General features: G+C 58.5%; 19 protein-coding genes. 8 read left to right on the top strand and 11 right to left on the bottom strand.

All coding sequences use genetic code 11. The features are described from left to right. The first annotated feature begins 389 nt into the window (after positions 1 to 389). Positions 390 to 1,742 (top strand): glycosyltransferase family protein, encoded by a 1,353-nt coding sequence (locus AAID99_RS02795; protein ID WP_188425241.1) that lies wholly within the window; start codon positions 390 to 392, stop codon positions 1,740 to 1,742. Between the two features lie 674 nt (positions 1,743 to 2,416). Beyond that, positions 2,417 to 3,190: a MerR family DNA-binding transcriptional regulator gene (locus AAID99_RS02790; RefSeq protein WP_498493098.1), complete on the top strand. Its 774-nt coding sequence runs from the start codon at positions 2,417 to 2,419 to the stop codon at positions 3,188 to 3,190. 88 nt (positions 3,191 to 3,278) lie between these two features. On the opposite strand, the gene AAID99_RS02785 is transcribed toward AAID99_RS02790, so the two are convergent. Genes AAID99_RS02785 through AAID99_RS02775 form a run of 3 tightly spaced genes read right to left on the bottom strand, consistent with a single transcriptional unit; the run spans position 3,279 to position 6,921 of the window. Then, positions 3,279 to 3,740, bottom strand: coding sequence for a hypothetical protein (locus tag AAID99_RS02785; protein WP_188425239.1), 462 nt, complete (start codon positions 3,738 to 3,740; stop codon positions 3,279 to 3,281). Further along, positions 3,737 to 4,894 carry a DegT/DnrJ/EryC1/StrS family aminotransferase gene (locus tag AAID99_RS02780; protein ID WP_188425238.1) on the bottom strand — a complete coding sequence of 386 codons (1,158 nt, stop codon included), beginning with the start codon at positions 4,892 to 4,894 and terminating at the stop codon, positions 3,737 to 3,739. Before AAID99_RS02780 ends, AAID99_RS02785 begins: the two co-directional genes overlap by 4 nt. A gap of 53 nt (positions 4,895 to 4,947) precedes the next feature. Continuing rightward, entirely contained in the window at positions 4,948 to 6,921 is a 1,974-nt protein-coding gene (locus AAID99_RS02775) for a polysaccharide biosynthesis protein (RefSeq protein ID WP_229719492.1), read from the bottom strand. Between the two features lie 137 nt (positions 6,922 to 7,058). Between AAID99_RS02775 and AAID99_RS02770 the strand changes: the two genes are divergently transcribed. Next, complete coding sequence (locus AAID99_RS02770) at positions 7,059 to 8,063, top strand: MraY family glycosyltransferase (RefSeq protein ID WP_188425236.1); 1,005 nt, start codon at positions 7,059 to 7,061, stop codon at positions 8,061 to 8,063. 7 nt (positions 8,064 to 8,070) lie between these two features. Here the strand turns inward: AAID99_RS02770 and AAID99_RS02765 are convergent, their stop codons facing one another. The 3 genes from AAID99_RS02765 to AAID99_RS02755 form a co-directional block, all read right to left on the bottom strand. Then, positions 8,071 to 8,601 carry a GNAT family N-acetyltransferase gene (locus AAID99_RS02765; RefSeq protein ID WP_498493097.1) on the bottom strand — a complete coding sequence of 177 codons (531 nt, stop codon included), beginning with the start codon at positions 8,599 to 8,601 and terminating at the stop codon, positions 8,071 to 8,073. 166 nt (positions 8,602 to 8,767) lie between these two features. Continuing rightward, a complete protein-coding gene (locus tag AAID99_RS02760) occupies positions 8,768 to 9,172 on the bottom strand; it encodes a MarR family transcriptional regulator (protein WP_188425234.1) in 405 nt (134 codons plus the stop codon). Between the two features lie 268 nt (positions 9,173 to 9,440). Further along, on the bottom strand, positions 9,441 to 10,850 hold the full coding sequence (locus tag AAID99_RS02755; protein ID WP_498493096.1) for a leucyl aminopeptidase family protein: 1,410 nt from the start codon (positions 10,848 to 10,850) through the stop codon (positions 9,441 to 9,443). A gap of 90 nt (positions 10,851 to 10,940) precedes the next feature. Between AAID99_RS02755 and AAID99_RS02750 the strand changes: the two genes are divergently transcribed. From AAID99_RS02750 to fdxA, 3 genes are all read left to right on the top strand, one after another. Continuing rightward, positions 10,941 to 13,499 (top strand): helicase-related protein, encoded by a 2,559-nt coding sequence (locus tag AAID99_RS02750; protein WP_498494252.1) that lies wholly within the window; start codon positions 10,941 to 10,943, stop codon positions 13,497 to 13,499. Beyond that, positions 13,499 to 13,789 (top strand): RNA-binding S4 domain-containing protein, encoded by a 291-nt coding sequence (locus AAID99_RS02745; RefSeq protein ID WP_188425232.1) that lies wholly within the window; start codon positions 13,499 to 13,501, stop codon positions 13,787 to 13,789. Before AAID99_RS02750 ends, AAID99_RS02745 begins: the two co-directional genes overlap by 1 nt. Before the next feature lie 153 nt (positions 13,790 to 13,942). Beyond that, on the top strand, positions 13,943 to 14,275 hold the full coding sequence (gene fdxA, locus AAID99_RS02740; protein WP_025841814.1) for a ferredoxin FdxA: 333 nt from the start codon (positions 13,943 to 13,945) through the stop codon (positions 14,273 to 14,275). A 171-nt stretch (positions 14,276 to 14,446) separates the two neighbouring features. Here fdxA and cyoD read toward each other — a convergent pair whose 3' ends face one another. From cyoD to AAID99_RS02715, 5 genes are all read right to left on the bottom strand, one after another. Next, entirely contained in the window at positions 14,447 to 14,782 is a 336-nt protein-coding gene (cyoD, locus tag AAID99_RS02735) for a cytochrome o ubiquinol oxidase subunit IV (RefSeq protein WP_188425231.1), read from the bottom strand. After that, a complete protein-coding gene (gene cyoC / locus AAID99_RS02730; protein ID WP_188425230.1) occupies positions 14,782 to 15,399 on the bottom strand; it encodes a cytochrome o ubiquinol oxidase subunit III in 618 nt (205 codons plus the stop codon). Before cyoC ends, cyoD begins: the two co-directional genes overlap by 1 nt. A gap of 2 nt (positions 15,400 to 15,401) precedes the next feature. Next, complete coding sequence (gene cyoB / locus AAID99_RS02725; RefSeq protein ID WP_188425229.1) at positions 15,402 to 17,390, bottom strand: cytochrome o ubiquinol oxidase subunit I; 1,989 nt, start codon at positions 17,388 to 17,390, stop codon at positions 15,402 to 15,404. A 6-nt stretch (positions 17,391 to 17,396) separates the two neighbouring features. Next, complete coding sequence (gene cyoA, locus AAID99_RS02720) at positions 17,397 to 18,326, bottom strand: ubiquinol oxidase subunit II (protein WP_188425228.1); 930 nt, start codon at positions 18,324 to 18,326, stop codon at positions 17,397 to 17,399. Between the two features lie 594 nt (positions 18,327 to 18,920). Beyond that, positions 18,921 to 19,703, bottom strand: coding sequence for a Bax inhibitor-1/YccA family protein (locus AAID99_RS02715; protein ID WP_188425227.1), 783 nt, complete (start codon positions 19,701 to 19,703; stop codon positions 18,921 to 18,923). A gap of 254 nt (positions 19,704 to 19,957) precedes the next feature. Here AAID99_RS02715 and thpR point away from each other — a divergent pair, with 254 nt between their 5' ends. Together thpR and AAID99_RS02705 are read left to right on the top strand one after the other, a co-directional pair. Continuing rightward, a complete protein-coding gene (thpR, locus tag AAID99_RS02710) occupies positions 19,958 to 20,521 on the top strand; it encodes an RNA 2',3'-cyclic phosphodiesterase (RefSeq protein WP_498493095.1) in 564 nt (187 codons plus the stop codon). Beyond that, positions 20,518 to 21,132, top strand: coding sequence for a uracil-DNA glycosylase family protein (locus tag AAID99_RS02705; protein WP_498493094.1), 615 nt, complete (start codon positions 20,518 to 20,520; stop codon positions 21,130 to 21,132). Before thpR ends, AAID99_RS02705 begins: the two co-directional genes overlap by 4 nt. Positions 21,133 to 21,153 lie beyond the last annotated feature (21 nt).

Raw genomic sequence — 21,153 nt, 5'->3', positions numbered from 1 at the left:
CGGTTGGGCCGAAATGGTCTGCCACCCTGCTCTCACAAGATCCCACCGAAGATACTTCCGATCTGACCCAACAGCAGCCGTGCGATGAAGTTCTGTGCTCTGAATGGACAGCCACGGTCAACGCCCCTCCAGAATGATCACACGTCGCCAGGAAATACCGAGCATAGAAATCTGACCCCGCAGATGATGCGCTGGCAGGTCGATCAGGCAATATCTGTCAAGCTGTAGACTTTGAAATATCCAGTAATGCCAGCCTCCAGACCGAAGGAGATCCTCCGGGACAAATACTTGGCAACATTCTGTGTTTTTTCTTTCCAGATATTTGTTTGTAAATACGATCTGTGCGATATTGCGACATCCTAATTACTGAGAAAGCGTACGGAAAACCAATGCTGAAAGTTCTGGTCAGCCATAATCTCAAAGTCTTTCTTGTGGAGGGAGAGAGCATCGTTCAGCGCGATTTTTCGAATATCACGCGTCCTGACGATGTTATCTGCTTCCACGACCGAAATGGCCTGCAGGGTTTTTGTACGCTGGGAGACTCAAATCGCTGGCTGGATCTCGAAACTCTCAATATTGCGCGCGCGATACCCAGTGTCATGATAGACTTGGACTATCACGGCAATGGACGTTACAGCTTCAAATACAATGGGAAATTCGGACGCGCCAATCATCTCGGTGGTCTTGATTTTGTCTCCGAACACCGCAATCTCTGGGAAACATTCAAGCTTCTGGACATTGACGTGTTCCACGCGGCCACAAGGGTAGCCAGCCACCGTTGGGTTTTGGGCGGCAGCAACACGGTCTTAAAACTGAACCTGCGGGAGTCGAACTTTGACGAAGTGACTTTCGGAGACAAGAAGCTGCCTATGGACGCGTTCTTCAACAGTGCAGTATCCACGAAAAACCCTACCCGATTCATATTTTTCGATGAGTGGAAGGTCCACGAAGCATTCTTGCTTAATCCCGCAATCGTACTGGTTGTGTTCGGCCATGGAGCCGCTCTCAAACAATATTGCGAATGCATCCGCAGCATCGACCGGCTGGCGGAATATCGTGGCACGATTCTGATCGTCAGCAACATCCCAGAGGATCATCTCAAGGGCTTGGCCCCTGAGCCTCTACGTAGTCATATTAGAGTCATCCCGATGCAGGGCATAGATCAGCTTGACTATGTCGGCGCTCGCCTGACCATTTTCAACACTTCCATACTCGATGATTACCAGCCGATACTTTATTCGGATGTTGATATTGCTTTTGATCTTCCGATCGAACCGTTCCTGATCAAAGCGGCCAAATCTCGACGGTGCAGCGCACAGGTCGAGTCTTTTCACCAAATCGCCACATCAGAACACACAGGGGCTACCCTGGTGCAGGCTGATCCGTTCTCAAGCGAAGGGCTGCATGGGTTCAACGGTGGCCTTTTGCTCGTGCCCAACATGGTAGATCATGCCCGCTACATCAGGGCTGCATATCAAACTCTGATCCGATATACGTCCCAACATGGTCGCAAATCGATACCGTTCTACGACCAGAGCGTGCTGAACTATGCGCTCTATAAGCTTGACGATTTCGATGCCGAGCCTGTCAGCGCACATACGCAGATAGGCGGTTACGATCATCCGACTGACCCTGCTCATCCTCGTGGCTTTATTCATTTCTGGAATACGGCCGACAAACATCTAGCCATGCAGGCATATATCGATAAAGCGGAGGAACTCCGGGAGCCTGCCCAATCCTGAGGTGATCCGCCACTGTCGCCGCGTTACTGATAACGGCTACGTAATAATTCTGGCTTTGTCGGTTTCGCGGTGACAGCTTTCAACTCCCCCTGGACCTATCCAGAGCTTCCGGGCGGATAGGAAACCGCGATACGCTCATTCGGAACAGACAAGTTCTGGCTCAGGCCGTTTATGAGAGCAATCCAGGCCGGAACCTTTAGGCGGCAGCTTTTCGAGCAAGCGACCAGGCGTGGCGTGCCTAGCAATTTCACGAAAAACTCCCTGTCAAAGGCTGAATGGTGAGGCGAATATGACCTCGCGCGCCCACCCCGCAATTTTCTGCACTCACTTCGTATTATCTTACAGATCTTTACATGGGGTATCACAAGGAGACAGCTCGACTGTACCAAATGGCCACATATCGAAGCCGATGACCGCACAGTTTTTGTCGCCGCACACACCTGCCCTGCCTGACTCGATAGTGTTTTTCTGACACATCAGGAGGTAGCGCCTCCTTTATTCGCCGCCAGCGATCCGCACAGTGCTGCGACGGGCGGCCGTGCCATAAGATTGCGCGCCGACGAAACATGCCGTTTTTGCCGCAAACAGAATTCCGGCCGGTCAGTCATTTTTCTCTTGCTCCTGACACTGTGTCAGCATCGCTTCCTGCGAACGGCACCAAGGGATGGGCTCAGATGACACGCAACAGATCGATCGGAGAGATGGCGGCGCAATGCGGGCTTTCGCCTCGCAGCCTGCGCCATCTCGAGGAAAAGGGCCTGATCAGCCCGAAGAGAAGCGAGGCGGGCCGACGCGTCTATGGCGCGCAGGAAACGAGTCTCGTCACGCGCATCCTGTTGCTGCGTCAGGTAGGTTATCGCCTGTCTGAAATATCATCCGCCATGCTGCACCCCTCTCTCGATGCCCGGAGCCTTATCGAAAGCCAGATCCTTTGCCTGAACGCGAAACAAAAGCAGGTCACCCTTATGCTGCGCCGTCTACACGAAACCCTGACCTTGCTCGAGACGCGCGAAGCGCTGGATGTGGATGGGCTCTGCTCTCTCATCAAGGAGGCACAAACCATCATGTCAGACAAAGATTTCAAGGCCGTCGCGACGACCTATTTTACAGAAAAAGAGTGGAGCCGCTGGAAGGAAACAGGCAGCAAGCTTTTTCCCGGCGACATGCGCACCCGCTACGAGCAGGACTGGGCGGCCCTTATCGAGCGCATTGAAAAAGCCATCGCGTCAGGTGTCATGCCCGGCTCGAGCAAAGCTCTCGCCCTCATGGAGGAATGGAGGATTCTGCAGCAGCCGATGGTCGAGGCTTTGGGCAAGGATCACTGGAACAAGGCCGCCAGAATGTATGGCGAAATGGATCAGTGGGAGACCGAGACAGCCAAGGCCCCGTTCAGTCAGGAAGTCTATCACTTCGTTTCGGAGACAGCCCGACTGGCGCGTGAGAACTGAACAAAAAAAAAGGGGCAGACCAGGTCTGCCCCCTTCTTTCACTTTCACTCATTTCTGCCTTGCCTGAAGACCCTTGATGAGATGGGGTTCAGGGTACGTCCGTCTTCTGGAACCCCTGCCCATCTATCAGATGGTGGAGCACAGCCCAGTCTTCGTCGCTGAAGCTCTGCACTTTCAGACGCGCCTTCGGGTTGGCGCGAGTAATGGCCGTATTGTTCCAGTCGGCTCCGCTGATACCGGTCCAGAGCGCAAGTTCAAAGTCTCCGCCGTCAGGGTTGCGCCCCCTGATCACGACATCGCCTGTCGAAGGCGCTGGTGAAGAGAGCGGCGCCCAGTGGCTTTTATGGCCCTGAAGCCAGCGATTGAGTTGGCCGGTTTCCTCAGCATTCAGCACACGGGTCTGCCCGGTCTGCTCGATAGTGAGCGTCACATCGCTGAGCGTCTCGAATTTGAGCGGCCGCAACGACGGGAGCGCGAACGTCCAGATGATTGCGACCGTCGTCAGCACAAGGGCGACAAACCCGATAACGAGAAGTGTTTCCTTCCTCACGCGCCACGCTCCCGAGCGAAGAAGCCCTGAACGGCAGCAATGATCCGTGCCACCTCGTCATCGGTCAGTTCGGGATGTAACGGCAGGGCCAGAATACGGGCGCCCAGCCCTTCCGAGACCGGCAGGGTGATCGTCTCGTCATGATGTTCTGCGTAGGCAGGCTGCTCGTGCAGCGGCTTGGGATAATAGACGACGCTCGGCACGCCCTCCTGCCCCAGATACGCCTGAAGTGCGTTGCGTAGCGCCGCATCGGGAAGGAGGATCGAATAGATTGCCCACGCACTCTTTGACCCGGCAACGCGCTGTGGCGTCACAACCAGACCTGAAAGAGCCGTATCATAGCGACACGCGATTGCGTCGCGCCGCTCGAGCTCCTCTTCAAAACGGTCCAGCTTGGCAAGAAGGATCGCTGCCTGAAGTGTGTCGAGACGGCCATTCAGACCAATACGCAACACTTCATAGCGCGTGCGCCCCTCACCGTGGCTGCGCAACGAGCGATAGAGCGCCGCCCTTTCGGCGTCATCCGTCAGGATGGCCCCGCCATCGCCATACCCCCCCAAGGGCTTGGAAGGGAAAAACGACAACGTCGTTGCCAGCGCCTCACGCCCCAGTTTGCGACCATCAAGGGAAGCGCCGAAAGCCTGGGCGCAATCGGCCATGAGAAGCAGATCCTGTTCGGCAGCAATGCGACGCAGAACCTCCCATGGTGCTGGCTGACCAAAAAGATCGACCCCGATGATCACACGCGGCTCAAGCTCTTCCTGTGCACGGATGGACGCAATGCGCTCCGCCAGATTTGCCGGATCGATCTGGAAGGTCGCCGGGTCGACATCCACAAAAACAGGCGTCGCCCCCAGCAGGAGCACGACTTCTGCCGTGGCAGTATAGGTGAAGGCAGGCAGAAACACAGCGTCGCCCGGGCCGATCTCTTCGGCCATGAGCACCATCAGCAGGGCGTCGGTGCCAGAAGAAACACTGATCGCATGGCCTGCGCCATTATAGGCACAGAGTCGCGATTCAAGCTCCTCGATCTCAGGGCCCATCACGAACTTGCAATGGGCAAGGACGGTGTCGATCCGCTCGCGCAAAGGGGCGCCCAACCGGGCCTGTTGTCTTGGCAGATCGAGAAATTGGATGGGGGCTTTTTCGCTCATTGCACCTTGTTTCCATCTTCAGCCACCGAAGGCGACCCTCATTTGGCGCGGGACTATGACACAGACCCGTCGTTTTCCGAAGTCGGCACGGGATTACTGTTCCCGGCCTCGCCAGCCTGCAGACGACGCACTTCCCCAAGAGGATTATGCGCGAATTCAGGCACTAGCTCTTTCATGACGATCAGGGCCTGCTCAACCTCATCACGATGGCTGACGCGCTCCAGTTCCTGAAGCAATGCGGCCGCGGCGGTCAGATCGATCATGCGGGGTGTGGCCATCTTGAGCCCGGGTGCATCGGTCGGCACCGGGGCCTCACGCCCGTGGAAAAGCTCTTCGTAGAGTTTTTCGCCGGGACGCAGGCCGGTGAAGCGGATCGCAATATCCTCATCCGGCTTGAGGCCTGCAAGACGGATCATCTGTTTTGCCAGGTCGAGAATACGAACGGGCTCGCCCATATCGAGCACAAAAATACCGCCCTGCTGCAGACGCATGTCTGTCTCGTCTCTCCGGTTACGCAGGGCCGTACCCCGCACGCTGGCCTGCAAGACAAGTCCGACCGCTTCAGGCACAGTCATGAAATACCGCGTCATATCGGGATGCGTCACTGTCAGCGGACCGCCCTGCTCAAGCTGGCGCCTGAACAGCGGCACGACCGAGCCGGTCGACCCCAGCACGTTGCCAAAACGCACTGTCACGCAGCGAAAAGCCGAGCCTCTGGCTTCGGCTGCCACGGCCAAGGCCTGACAGTAGATTTCAGCGCAACGCTTGGACGCTCCCATGATGCTGGACGGGTTGACCGCCTTGTCGCTCGATATGAGCACCATGGCCGAGGCCATGTGGCGTATGGCCGCATCGGCGACGATGCGTGTGCCAATCACATTGGTCAGCACGCCTTCGCAGGGATTGGCTTCGACAATCGGCACATGCTTCAGCGCGGCAGCATGAAAGACCAGAGCCGGCTTGTGGACGGCAAAAACTTCCTCAATGCGGTCGGCGTCACGTATGTTGGCCACGATGACCTGACGCGGCACCGTCGGATAGCGTTCGGACATTTCGAGATCGATCTGCCAGAGCGCAAACTCACCATGATCGAGCAGCAGCAACTGGCTGGGGCCGAACTGGGCGACCTGACGAACCAGTTCGGAACCGATCGTTCCCCCTGCGCCAGTGACGAGCACCACCTGCCCCTGAATGAGACGCGCCATGCCTTCCCGATCGAGCGGCACTTCGGGACGGTTCAGAAGGTCTTCCAGAGCGATCGGACGCATCTGGATTTCCTCGGCAGGCGTCAAGCTGGTTAGCGAAGGAGCGCGCTGCACTGCAATGCCATGGGCCTGACCTGCATCGAGAACAACGGAAAGCTGCGAACCGCGCCACTCGGGATCGGTCACGATCACACTATCCGGCAGGGCGTCATCCTGGCTCATGCGCGCGAGAACACCCGAGAGATCATCGGCGACACCCAGAATCGGCACGCCATGCAACCGGCGCCCCTGCTGCCCTGGCGATCTGGTGACCAGACCGAGCACATTGTAATGCCGGTCCGAAGCGCGTTCGAGCGCACGCAAGAACAGATCGGCGCTCAGATCAGAACCGGCCAGCAATACCCGCACCTTCTGCCCCTGCGCCTGCTGCCGCATGGTGCCGTAGACTCGGGTCAGCAACCGACCGCCGCCAAGCCCCACAAGCAGAACGAGCGCATAGATCAGAGGAAAAGTGGGAGACGGAAGCGGAAATCCCGTCAGAAAAATCATGAATGAGAAAAGCGCGGCCCCGGCGACTGACGCAGCCGCAATCCCCCTCAGATCGGCCACCCCGGAGAAACGCCAGTATTGCTGAGGAATGCGAAATGGCAGCCCGCTTACAAGCAGGGTAATAGCCCCGCCCATAATGAACCAGAGAGGGTGCAGCAGCCCGTCATGGGGCGCAGCCAGAAACCGTGCCACGGGCGCCGCCAGCCCTGAAATAAGGCCATCGGCCAGGACATTGACCGCAATACGCCCGGTCGGTCGACGGCGTCTTGCCACAGAATGAGGCACAGGATCTGGGGTATGAGGATGTTGCTTCGCGTTCACACGACACTTATAGCCCGAAAAACAATTTCCCGGCGATGGCCCCTCACCACGCTTTCATACTGCTCGTGAAAAAAAAGCGGATCTAGACAATGGTGCCCCTGATCATTTGCTGTCTCAGCGCCGCTGGCGTCAGCATCGCTCTCATCTGCCACATGATCCGGGTCGGGGTGATGGATGTGCCGGGCCATCGCAGTTCGCACACCCGCCCCACCCCGAAAGGCGGGGGCATTGGCATCGTCCTCGGTTTTCTTCTTGTCTTTCCCGTCAGTCAGCTCTGGACGCAGGGCGACCTGCCGGGGCTCTCGCTGCTGCTTCCTCTTCTGGCCATCGCCCTTCTGGCTCTTTTCTCCTGGCTCGACGACATCCATTCCTATCGGGCGTCCCTCAAGCTGGGTGTGCAGGCTATCGCCGCGCTTATGGTTCTGACAGGCATGGCCCTTGGCAGCGTCTCCCTCCCGAGCGTGTCACCGTTACTCCTCGCCTGCCTTGTCGGAACCGGGTTCTGCTGGCTTGTGTATGTCACCAACGCGCTCAATTTCATCGACGGCATCAACGGTCTTGCCTCGGGCAGCATGGCGCTCAGCGCGCTCATCATGGCCTGGCTTTTCGACGATGCAGGCCAGATTGGCCTCACCCATGCCGCACTGCTACTAGCCGTCTGCCTCCTTGCCTTTCTGCCATTCAACTTCCCGAAGGCGCGCATTTTTATGGGCGATGTCGGCAGTCAGGGGGCTGGTCTGGCGCTCTCATGGTTCGGGCTTGAGGCTTTCATCAGCACGCCCTATCCACTCATCATGCCTTTTCTGCTCTGCGGCATTCTGTTCGATGTCGCCTTCACGCTGGTACGACGTGCCATTGCGGGAGACCCGCTGGCGCAGGCCCATCGCAGCCATCTTTATCAACTGGCAACACGCGCTGGCATGTCATCTGTCCTGGTGACCCTCATCTACTGGTTCTTCGTCATCTGGGGTGGCATCGTCTGCGTACAGCCCCTGCCCTTTGGCTTCAGACTGGCCCTGCTCCTGGCGCCACAGCTACTCTGGATGGGCACAATCATTCACCGCGCGCGCAATGCCGCTCTGGGCAAGTGGTGAGCCTGTCTCAGCCGGACCTGGAACGCTCCAGCACGCAGATTTCCTCACCCTGATAAAGTGATCGCGCAAAAACGGTAAAGCCATTGAGCGCAGCCAGGCCGAGAGAGGCAGTGTTCTGAGGGGCGATGATACAGACTGATCGCGTGAACCCTGTCTCGCGATCAAGCCACGCGCAGGCAGCAGCCACGCCTTCCTTTTCAAAGCCCTTGCCATGACACCATGAGGCAAGAAGCCAGCCGGCCTCGGGATAGCCATCAAGAGATGGCTCGATGCCGCGCCTGTTCTCGCCAAAGCCGACCGTCCCGACGAAACGACCCGATTCGCGCTCTCGCACACTCCAGAAACCGAAGCCGAGAACCTCCCAAAATCCGCGATAGCGCATCAGGCGCTCCCAGCTCTCGCTGGGCGTGGCGGGAACACGCGTCGTATAGCGCGCGACGAGGGGGTCAGCCCGCATTGAGGCAAACGCATCGAAATCATGGCGCGCCGGAAGCGTCAGAACCAGGCGTGCTGTCTCTATCTCGCGCTTGTCACCCATGGTGTATTACCTCTGCGGCTGTGTTCGATCCTCGCTTGCGAACAGAACAGCAAGGAGTAGCCAAATCGACACAAAAAAACCGCCTCCCTTGCAGGAAGCGGTTCTTCTGTTGCCGGGTCAGGCAGGGCTGCTCATAAAGAGGCCCCTGCCCGTAGCTACACGACTATCAGCCAGCGATGCGACGCACATTCATGCGCTCGACCGAGCCACGCGTGGTCTTGGCGACGGGCTTGGTCGTACCCGAAGCTTCGCTCATCAGCGAACGCATTTCGCGCAGGAAGGCCGAGCCCTTGAGCGTGCGCTGCACCAGAACCGAACGACGATCCAGCGGATCAACCTTGCGACGGGCCAGATCCAGTTCGCCAAGGCGATCAAGGGCACGTGTGATGGCGGGCTTGGAAACGTTGAGTTCCTGAGCAAGGCCGCGAACCGTGTGCGCGCCGTCCTGCAGGTAGCAGGTCAGAAACACACCAAGCTGACGCGCCGAGAGATCAGGGCCATCCTTGCGAACGAGCGAAACGATCGTGTCGCGAAGAAGGTTCAGCATCTGGTCATTCTGTGCCTGGGCCATCAAAAAAACTCCTAAATGCGTCGCGCAGGTGGCGCGGCTGAAATGGTCTTACCCGTCGCCCAAGTAAGCCACCCCGGATAGGCCAGCAGGCTTTTCCGGAGACGCCACGCCTTGGGTGCGTGTCCTATCGGCGCGTGCTCTAGGAATGGGGCGGGTTACGTCCCGATCAGCGTTGCATTCCTACAACATGCGCCAAACGATACGCAGTCATATAGGTTCGTTTTGGTAATCGGTTTAGTATCTTTTTGTTGAAACTCAGGGACTAAGCTCACTGTGACCCTGCCTTTTCATTAATCATTCGTAATGTCGCCTCCACCAAGGCGCGAAGTGCGAGCGTTTCTCCACCCTCCGGACGGCCTGGAATTGAGCTGTCATTCCACGCGTAAGTGTCGATATGTGCCCATTTTACAGTGGGTTCGACGAAGTGCTGCAGAAACAGCGCTGCGGTGATGGCGCCCGCCATGGGCTTGTCGGTGACATTGCCGAGATGGGCATTTTTGCGGCAGAGCCATGCGTCGTAGCCATGCCAGAGTGGCAATTGCCACATGGCATCGCCAACCACTGCCCCCGCATTCAACAACAATTGAGCCAGTTGGGGGTTGTTGGAGAACAGCGCAGGCAGATCGGGGCCGAGAGCGACACGCGCCGCACCCGTCAGAGTCGCGGCATCAAGCAGCCAATCGGGCTTCTGTTCGCAGGCTTCGGTCAGCAGATCGCTCAGCACCAGACGCCCCTCGGCGTCGGTGTTGCCTACCTCTACAGTTAACCCGGCGCGCGTTGTCAGAATGTCGCCGGGGCGCATGGCATGACCCGAAATGCTGTTTTCGACACTGCCGAGACGCAGCTCCAGTCGGATAGGGAGATCCTGCGCCATGATGACATGGGCCAGAGCCAGCATCAGCGCCGCCCCGCCCATATCCTTCTTCATACGCAGCATGCCGCTCGCAGGCTTGATGTCATAGCCGCCCGTGTCGAAACACACGCCCTTCCCCACCAGTGACAGAAGAGGGGCATCATGCGGCGCCTTGCTGCCCCGCCATATCGCCTTCACAACCTGGGCAGGCCGGTCGGACCCCGCGCCAACCGCCGCGAGACAGGGATAGGCGCTGACCAGCGACTCACCCGAGATGATCTCGCAGGCAGCGCCCTGAGCCGAGACCACGTCGGCAGCTTCCTGAGCGAGTTCTGCCGGCCCGAGCAGATTGGCAGGCTGGTTGATCAAGTCGCGCCCCAGCCAGATGGCTTGAGCCATGGGCATTACGGCGCGCACATCCTCGGTCAGCGCGAGGCGGGTGGGAAATACGGTTTCGCGCCCCAGGGCAAAGCGATAGGCGCCCATGCAGAAACCGAGTGTCGCGTCGTGCGCGATCTCGGGACAGAGTGCGAGGGCTTCTGCAGCAATGGCGAGCTTCCAGTCGCCTGCGGGCAGCCCGGCCGCCAGCGCACCGAATCGCGCTGCGTCGCGCTTTGCTGCATCAATGACGAAAACCGCCTGCGCAACGCCCTCGACGCCGGGAACGAGATAGAGCCTGCCGCATTGCGGCTGTCCGACCATCTCGAAAAGAGCGCTGGCATGAACGCCGAGCAGGCCGCTGAAATCCTGATCCGGCAGAACGATATGCACGGTTCTCGCCTTGTCGGCCGTATCCACCAGACAGAACTGTTCAGGATTGCGCATTCACATCGCCCTTTCGCCGTCATTCACGATCCCACAGCGGGATTGTCTGAGCTGTGCCAGTCGCAGGAGCGTCTTGCAATTCCGGCGCTCATGCACAAGCATCGCAGCATGAAGACCCAGCACCATGTCATGCCTCGCAGGGTTCGCGCCGTGCTCGGACCTACCAATACCGGCAAGACCCATTATGCGCTGGAACGCCTTCTGGCCCATGAATCGGGCGTTATCGGCTTTCCGCTCCGTCTGCTCGCGCGTGAGAACTACGAGCGCATGGTGCGGCTCAAGGGCGCGCGCCATGTTGCCCTGATCACAGGTGAGGAAAAAATCGTCCCGCCGGATGCCAGATGGTTCTCCTGCACCACCGAGGCGATGCCGCTCACCCGCAAGGTAGAGTTCGTAGCGGTCGATGAAATCCAGCTGAGTAGCGATCCGGACCGGGGGCATGTCTTTACCGACCGGCTTATCAATGCACGTGGCAATGTCGAGACCCTGTTTCTTGGCGCCGAGACCATCCGCCCGCTGCTGCAACGTCTCGTCCCCGGCATCGAGATCGACACCAGGCCGCGTTTGTCGAGCCTCGTTCATACCGGCCATACCAAGCTTTCACGCCTGCCTGCGCGTTCGGCCATCGTCGCGTTCTCGGCGGCAGAGGTCTACGCGATAGCCGAGATCATTCGCAGGCGGCGTGGAGGCTGCGCCATCATCATGGGGCAGCTCTCGCCCCGCACGCGTAATGCTCAGGTTGAACTCTACCAGAACAAGGATGTCGATTATCTGGTAGCGACCGATGCCATCGGCATGGGTCTCAACATGGACGTCAATCATGTTGCCCTGGCCTCTCTGACCAAGTTTGACGGTGCCTCTCTGCGTCCGCTGACCGCGCAGGAATGTGCCCAGATCGCAGGGCGTGCCGGTCGCGGTATGAAGGACGGCACGTTTGGCACCACGGCCGAGGCGCGCACGATGTCCGAAGCGCTGGTGGATGCCATCGAGGCGCATCGCTTTGACCCGATCGAGCGGATAAGCTGGCGCAATGCGGCTCTCGATCTGGCCTCGCCGGATGCCCTGCTGGCCAGCCTGAACGCTGCCCCGCCACGCCGCGGTCTGGTTGCCGGTCGGCCTGCATCGGATGTGCTCACCCTCGAAAGCCTGTCCGGTGAGCGCGATATACGCGACGCCGCACGCGGCAAAAAGGCGACGTCCCTTCTGTGGGAAGTCTGCCAGATCCCCGATTTCCGCAAACTGGGCGACGACTCCCATGTCAGGCTTTGCCATCGGCTATTCGTGCATCTCCTGAACGAAGGTGGCATTCCAGCCCAATGGTTCGAGGCGCATATCGCTGGCTTCTCCCGTCTGGAGGGCGATATCGACACGCTGATGCACCGGCTGACGGGCATTCGTGTCTGTGCGTATGTCGCGGCACGAACCGAATGGAGCGACCGCGCCCAGCACTGGCAGGAGCGCACACGCGAGGTTGAAGACCTTCTCTCCGATGCCCTCCACGAGCGCCTGACAGCGCGCTTCGTTGATCGTCGGGCGACCTCTCTGCTTCGCCGCCTCGACAGTGATGGCGCAAGGGACCTGCTTTCAGCCGTCACCAAGGATGGGCAGGTTATTGTCGAAGGCCATGCCGTCGGGACGATAGAGGGCTTCACCCTCAAGCCCGATCGGGAAGAGGCCCTGCCCGAAAAGAAACTCATGTTGCGCGCCGGGCGCAGGGCCTTGCTGCACGAGATCCCCCGACGGGTTCAGGCCCTTGTTGCCTCGCCCGACAGCGATTTCGCGCTCGATAGCCACAATGGCATGCTCTCCTGGCAAGGGGTCATTATTGCGCGTCTGGCACGGGGTACGACGCTGCTCGATCCTAGCATCCAGATTCTTGGCGGCGAATTTTCAGACACCAGGCAGCGCGATCTGGTTCAGGAACGGCTTCACGGCTTCGTTCGTGCCATGTTGAGAGAAACGCTGGCGCCACTCTATACCCTAGCCGCAACGCCTCACCCCTCTCCGGCTCTACGCGGCCTTACTCATCGCCTGATGGAGTATGGAGGCGTGGCACCCCTCCTGCCAGCAGAGCCCGGCAGTCACGGCCAGCAGATGATTGGTCATCTCCGCCGTCTTGGCATCAATTTCTGCCCGTTCGGGGTGTTCATGCCCTCGTTGCTCAAGCCGGTACCGATGGCCTTACGCTCTTTATTGCTCAGCCTATGGCATCGAACAGCGCGCCCTGACGTCAACGCAAGCCAGATAACGCTTCAGGCGCCTTATAACGCGGTTCTGGCGCCTCTGGGCTGGGTCAATGCCGGTGCCCTGTGGCTTCGCCTCGACCGGGTTGAAAGACTGCTCGGCGATCTGCATCGCCTGACGCGCTCTGGCCCTCGCCCCCTGCCTGACGATTTTGCCTCGCGTCATGGACTGGGCAAAAAACAGATCGGGGATATTCTGCTCGCGCTTGGCATACGCTTGCGACAGGCGGCTCCTCTTCCAGCCAATCAATTCGGACCGGTCGCCCCGCCCATGCTTCTGGGTGCGGCGAGACGACAGGAAGCACGAAGGAAAAAAGGCAAAGAACCGTCGAAGCCGCAGGGATTTGTAAAGGACAGTCCTTTCGCGGCGCTTGCAGCCCTCACGCTCCGATCGGGACAAACCTGATGTCAGAGCGGGATTATGAACGTCTGGATCTGTGGCTCTGGCATGCGCGCGTCTGCCGTCACAGACAGGATTGCGCCGCCCTGATCGAAAAAGGGGCGGTGCGCATCAATCGACAGGTCACCCGAAAACCGCATAGCAAGATCCGGACAGGCGATGTGCTGGGCCTGCCTGGCCGCCAGCGGGACGAGGTGCGTATCTGGCGCGTCACCGCGCTCGCCTCGCGTCGCGGCTCGGCTACCGAAGCCGCGCTGCTTTACGAGGTCATCACCGAAAATCAGGGCGAGAGCTGAACTTTAGCGGCAGCCCTGTAAACATATGCTTGCCAGAACGGGAAACTTCCGCCTATCTGCGGCATCCCTTTTTGGAAAATCCCTGACGGGGTCACTTGCGCCTCCTGGGATCCTCTCGGGCCGTCAGGCCCCAGCTTACGATCGGAGACACCAATGGCCTATGTGGTCACCGAAAACTGCATACGCTGCAAATACACGGATTGCGTCGAGGTCTGTCCGGTCGATTGCTTCTATGCTGGCGAGAACTTCCTTGTAATCAACCCCGACGAATGCATCGATTGCGGCGTCTGCGAACCGGAATGCCCGGCGGAAGCGATCTTCCCCGATAGCGACGACCGCGCCACACCCTGGCTCGAAGTGAACAGCAAATACGCCGCCGTCTGGCCGAACATCACGCGCAAGATCGATTCAATGCCCGATGCCGATGAGTGGAAAGACAAGCCGGGCAAGGACGCCATGCTTTCGCCGGAACCGCACAAGGACTGATCAGACAGACAGCCGGCCCGATTGGGTCGGCGGGGCATCAACCAATGCCCCGCTCTGATGCAAGTCATAAAAAAAGCCCAGAGGGATATCCCTCCGGGCTTTTTTGTTGCCGGCACTGACCGAATTCCAGACCTCGCCCCTTCTGGGGGCGAAGCCTGAAGACCGGAGATATCAGCGCGACATCATGTTCATGCTGACGTCGTGGATGATGAAGATCGTTCCACCGACGATGATCAGAACGCAGATGACGGCAAAGGCAAATGCCGTGTTGTTCCAGGACTGGCTCGAGCTGGCGTTCATGTGCAGGAAGTAGATCAGATGCACGAAGATCTGAACCACTGCCAGACCGGCAATAACCCCGAAGGTCATGCCGGGCGTCATGAGGTGCATCTCGACGATTGCGAAAGCCGCAACCGTCAGGATGGCCGCGATCACGAAGCCGATGATGTACGAGGCGAAGCTGCCGTGAGACTCGCCTTCGTGTTGATGGGTCGATGCTTGGCTCATCAGATCACACTCAACAGATAAACGAAGGTGAACACGCAGATCCAGACGATGTCCAGGAAGTGCCAGAAGAGGCTCAGGCACTGGAGCTTGTCCATATAGCGTGTGCTGAAAACCTGCGAGCTGAAGCTCTGGGCCATGATAACGGCGATCCAGACCAGACCACAAGTCACGTGAAGACCATGTGTCGCCACCAGCGTGAAAAACGCAGACAGGAACGCGGAGCGATCCGGACCAGCGCCTTCATGAATCAGATGGGCGAATTCTTTGAGTTCAAGAACAAGGAACCCGAGGCCGAGCAGGAAGGTGACTGCCAGCCAAAGAAGCATGGCGCCCTGCTTGCGGGCATAAGCCGAAAGCATGCCGAAGCCGAAGGTGATCGAGCTGAGCAGAAGGAGGGCCGTTTCCAGCCCTACCCCGTTCAGATCAAAAAGCTCCTTGCCCGTCGGGCCACCAGCAAACTGGGTGCGCATGACGGCAAAGGTGGCGAACAGCGTTCCGAAAAGGAGGCAGTCCGTCATCAGATAGATCCAGAAACCAAACACATTATTCGTGTGGTGGTGTTCGTGATCGTCAATGCCGTGTGCTGTGCCGTGCGGCGTTGCTGAGATATTTGCCATTGTTATTCTGCCGCCTGTGCTGTCAGCGAGCGGACATATTTGGCCTGGTCGCGTTCGATTTCGCTGACCGGGACATAGTAGTCCACATCATTGTTGTAGCTGCGCAGGATGACCGTCGCGAAGACGCCAACAAGGGCGATCGCTGCGAGCCACCAGATATACCAGATCGCTGCGAAACCGAGCACAAAGCTGAAAGCACCAACAAAGAAGCCTGCAGCCGTGTTCTTCGGCATATGGATCGGGGTCAGCGTCTTGCCTTCATAGCTGCGGCGGCCAAGCTGCTTCTCGGTATGGAACGTATCGATACCGTGAATGTCAGGAAGGACGGCGAAGTTATAGGACGGCGGAGGCGAAGACATCGACCATTCGAGCGTGCGTGCATTCCACGGATCACCCGTGAAATCACGGTTTTCCGGCAGGTTGCAGTCACGGATCGACACATAGATCTGCATCAGCTGGCAGACGACACCCAGTGCGATGATTGCTGCGCCAACGCCTGCAATCTGCATCTGAACATGCCAGTCAGCATTGTCGTAGTGGTTCATACGGCGGGTCATGCCTTCGAAACCGGCAATATAGAGCGGAACGAATGCAACGAAGAAACCGACGAACCAGCACCAGAAGGCGCGCTTGCCCCAGGCTTCGTTCATCTTGAAGCCGAGAACCTTCGGCCACCAGAAGCTCAGACCTGCGACGTAACCGAAATACACACCGCCGATGATGACGTTATGGAAATGGGCCACGAGGAACAGCGAGTTATGCAGCACGAAGTCGGCTGCCGGCATCGCCATCATGACGCCTGTCATGCCGCCGATGGAGAACACGACCATGAAGCCGATGACCCAGTACATGATACCATTGAACTGGATACGGCCCTTATACATGGTGAAGAGCCAGTTGAAGATCTTCACGCCCGTCGGGACGGCGATGATCATCGTGGCAACACCGAAGAAGGCGTTGACGTTCGGGCCTGCGCCCATGGTGAAGAAGTGGTGAGCCCAGACGATGAACGACAGAACGCCAATCGCAAGGGTAGCGTAGACCATCACGCGATAGCCAAAGAGCGGCTTGCGCGAGAATGTCTGGGTAACTTCCGAGAACACGCCGAATGCCGGCAGAACCAGAATGTAAACTTCCGGGTGACCCCACGTCCAGATGAGCGAGAGATACAGCTGAACGCTGCCGCCGCCATCATTGGTGAAGAAGTGCATGCCCAGATAACGGTCGAGAGCGAGCTCGGCCAGGGTAACCGTCAGAACCGGGAAGACTGCCATGATCAGAACGACCGTGACGAGTGCTGTCCAGGTGAAAACGGGGAGCTGCATCCAGCCCATGCCAGGAGCACGCATCTTCACGATGGTGACGAAGAAGTTCACACCCGTCAGCAGCGTACCGACACCGGCAAGCTGGACCGCCCAGATATAGTAGTCAACGCCGACACCGGGGCTGAACTGCTGCTCGGACAGAGGGGGATAAACCAACCAGCCGCACTGTGCGAACTCACCGATGAACAGGGAGACGTTGATCAGAACGGCGCTGATCGTGGTCATCCAGAAGCTCAGCGAGTTCAGGAACGGGAAGGCAACGTCGCGTGCGCCGATCTGCAGCGGCACGATGACATTAAGCAGACCCGTCATGAACGCCATGGCCATGAAGAAGATCATGATCGTGCCATGGGCGGAGAAGATCTGGTCGTAATGGTGCGGCGGCAGATAGCCCGGGTTGCCGTTATAGGCAAGGAAGAGCTGGCTGCGCATCATGACTGCGTCGGCAAAGCCGCGGAACAGCATGACCAGGGCGAGCACGATATACATGATGCCCAGACGCTTGTGGTCGACCGAGGTCAGCCATTCGCGCCAGAGATAGCCCCATTTGCCGAAATAGGTAATCGCGCCGAGGACGGCAAGCGCGACGATAACGACGCCAGTAAACGTGCCGACAAGGATCGGCACATCCAACGGTATCGCAGAGAGGGTTAACTTACCTAGCATGTGTCCCTATTCCTTCATCTGCATGTCGGACATGGCGGACTGCATGTGCATGACCTGACCCGTCGACTTGTCGATGACCGTACCGTTATTGTACTTGGCCACGATGGTGTCGAAGAGGTTCGGCTGAACATGCGCGAAATACTTGACCGGAGCTGCTTCCTGCGGAGCGGCAACCTGCGGGTAGTTGGCTGAATCGAGCGAGTCAGACGCCCCCTTCACCTTGTCGACCCACTGGTTGAAGTCGTCATCCGTCATCGCAAGCGTACGGAACTTCATGTCCGAGAAGCCGCGACCCGTGTAATGCGCTGCTTCACCCAGATAATCGCCCGGCGCGCTGGCCAGGAGATGAAGCTGGGTCTGCATGCCTGCCATCGCGTAAACCTGGGTACCCAGGCGCGGGATGAAGAACGAGGTCATGACGGCGTCAGACGTGATACGGAAATTGATCGGCGTGTTTACCGGCACGGCAAGCTGGTTAACCGTAGCGACACCCTGGTCAGGGTAGATAAACAGCCATTTCCAGTCGAGAGCGACAACTTCGACGTTCAGCGGCTTGCGACCCGCAGCTTCAGCCGAGTGAAGCGGACGGTACGGATCGAGCGTGTAGCTCGTCCAGATCGCGATAGCGCCTAGAATCACGATCACAACAGCAGGAACGCCCCAGACGAAGAACTCGATCTTCGTGGAGTGATCCCAGTTCGGCAGATATTCGGCCGAGGTGTTGGACTCACGATATTTCCAGGCAAAAAAGAGCGTCATCACGATCACGGGGATGACGATGCACAGCATCACACCCAGCTCGATCAGGATGACGTTACGGTTCTGGATTCCTACCGGGCCACGCGGATCGAGAAGATCGAGCGTGCAGCCTGAGAGGAAGAGTGCCGGCGCCAGCGGCAGAAGCCGCCGCAACTTCGGCAAAAATCTATTGTTCATTGTCTGCCCCGCTCGTTGAACCGACCGTCAAGCTCTGTGGCTGCGCTACGCTGCCGCTCAACCCGACCTCGGCTTGGTCGAACATGGCGACAACACCTTCAGGGGATGTCATCCATCTCTCCTATTCCAGTTGAGGGCGCGTATCGCTCCGCAACGTGACACCAGCGTGCGACCCCTGCCGCCCGAAGATGTAACATTACGTTTGCCGGTGCCTTGTGGGCGCCCGACTGCAATCCGCGCCATCGTTGCCTCGCCTTAACTTCAGCAGACAGAGCCTTCGTCAGAAAACCCGCCTGCCTGCACGCTGGGCGTGAATGCCCAGCTCTGTTGTGTTGTTTCCGCCTGATTGGCGCGCAAAGCAAGCACTCATAACAAGTTTTCACAGTCACGTTCACAATTTGAACACATAGAAAACGAACTGTTTTCAATAAGTTAAAGGCAAGAAACGCTTTTTCGCCGCAATTCATTGCGGATTTTTTAGGTTTGGTTCAGATAGAAAAGTCAAGTTAATTAGACTGAAATAGTCTGGATAAACAAAAACGGGATGCGTCTGAGACGCACCCCGTCAAATAAAACTCTGTATGAGACAGCTAGTTATCCGTTGTTATTACTACGGACACCCATGAACTGGAGCAAAAAGGTGAACAGGTTGATAAAGTTGAGATAAAGCGACAGGGCATCATAAACACTGCGCTTGCCCATTTCCTCGGGCCCGACATAGCTCAGATAGTATTGGTAGGTCGAACGGATGCGCTGCGTATCGAAAGCAGTCAGCACCGTGAAAAGACCCACGCCAACGATGCTCACGAGGAACGACATCGCTGCGCTGTGCATGAACATGTTCACCGTCATGGCAATGATCAGGCCAATCAGCCCCATGAAGCAGAACGAACCGAGCGAGCTTAGGTCCCGCTTGGTCGTATAGCCCCAGAGCGACATCGCCGCGAAGGTCGCCGAGGTGATGAAGAAAGTGCTTGCCACCGATGTATGCGTGTAGACGAGCAGAATGTTCGACAGGCTCGCACCCATCACGGCGCAGAAGCCCCAGAACAATCCCTGAGCCGCCTGGCGGGACAGTCGGTTGACACCGAACGACATCACCAGAACGAACACCAGCGGTGCGAAGATGGTCAGCATACCGAGACCCGTGGGGCGGGTGATGATGCCGCCCGACGTGATGACCTGATGATAGAACAGGTTGCTCAGCGAGGTTTCGGCTACGGCATAGGCGACCACGCCGGTGAGGACCAGACCGGCCGTCATCCAGTTGTACACGCTGAGCATGTAGGCGCGCAGACCGGCATCGACCGTATCGAAGCTGGCGGTTCCCGCCTGGGGAGAAGAACCGCTAGAACGAGAATTGGGAACGAAAGCCATGACACCCTTTCCTGAAATCTGGCCGGAATGGCCGTTTTCTTTTCTAAATGTGGCGCTTCAGATACAACGGTCAAGTCGAACAGCGCCCCGGACATTCTAAGATACATAGGACGCCCGACTGAAACCGGGACGTTTCACCGCGTTAATCATGCTGGTTATACAACGAGGCCAGCGAGCCGCGCCATAGTTTTGAAAAGACCGACAAGGCTGCCAACGCGGCCCAGCCGTTATCCCATCGCACTCAGGATCGCTTCATGCGCCTTTTCGCAGCCCTCGACCTACCCAACGAGCAAAAGCGCCTCCTCTCTTCCCTGCGTCGGTCGATAGCGGGTGTGGTCTGGTATCCCCCCGAGAGCTATCACCTGAGCCTTCGCTTCCTGGGGGAGGTCAGGGGGCGGCCGCTGCTGGAAGAAATCGATCATGCCCTGGCCGGTATCACAGCAGCCCCTGTGTCGCTGGAACTGAACGGCGTCGGGGTATTCACCCAGGCAGGGCGCTCTCGCCTCTGGGCAGGCCTTGCGCCATCCGATGCCCTGACAACCCTGCAGGCAAAGGTTGAAACCGCCCTCAGGCGCGCCGGTCTGGCCGCCGAGAAGAGGCGCTTCCAGCCTCATGTCTCACTCGGCACATTTCAGGGGGATCCCGGCCCGGACATCATTCGCTGGGTCCAGAATCATAATCTGCTTCGCAGCCCGATCGTCGAGATCGAACACATAACGCTCTTCCACTCACACAAGACGAATGACGAACCGCACTACGAGGCCTGCGCCGACTATCCCTTGAGCGCCCTGGCTCATACGCCGCTCCGGGCTTCATGAGCACAGACGGCCAGGCAGCCTTGGCTCGCAGCAACAACGAGACGCTCGACTTCCTCGTCGCCCGTGTGCGTGCCTGCACGATCTGCGCGCCTGAACTGCCCCTGGGGCCAAAGCCGCTGATTCATGTGTCACGAAAGGCGCGGATACTGATCGCCAGCCAGGCCCCCGGCACGATCGCTCATGAGAGCGGCAAATCCTTCTACGATCCCTCGGGCAGGCGCCTGAGAAGCTGGATGGACCTGTCGGAAGACGATTTCTATGACACCAGCAAGGTGGCAATTCTGCCAATGGGGCTGTGCTATCCCGGTCGCCTGCCCAATGGGGGCGACAAGCCGCCCCGGCCAGAATGCGCGCCTGCCTGGCGAGATGAGGTGCTGTCCCACCTGACGTCGCTCAGGTTGATCCTGCTGGTAGGGAGCTACAGCCAGCACTACACGCTTGGTCGCGGGTCTGTAGGCGAACGGGTAAAAGACTTTCGACGCTATCTGCCCCGTTATTTCCCCCTGCCCCACCCCTCCTGGCGAACGGGTGTATGGGAGAAACGGGCACCGTGGTTTCAGGGCGAGGTGATCCCTGCCCTGAGGGAAGAGATACAAAAGGCGCTCGCCTGAAAATGACCGGCCCGCGCGGGG

Source organism: Asaia sp. Ae19-3, assembly GCF_059801175.1.
The sequence above is the reverse complement of the archived record's forward strand: the minus strand, read 5'-3'. Positions and strand labels throughout refer to the sequence as shown.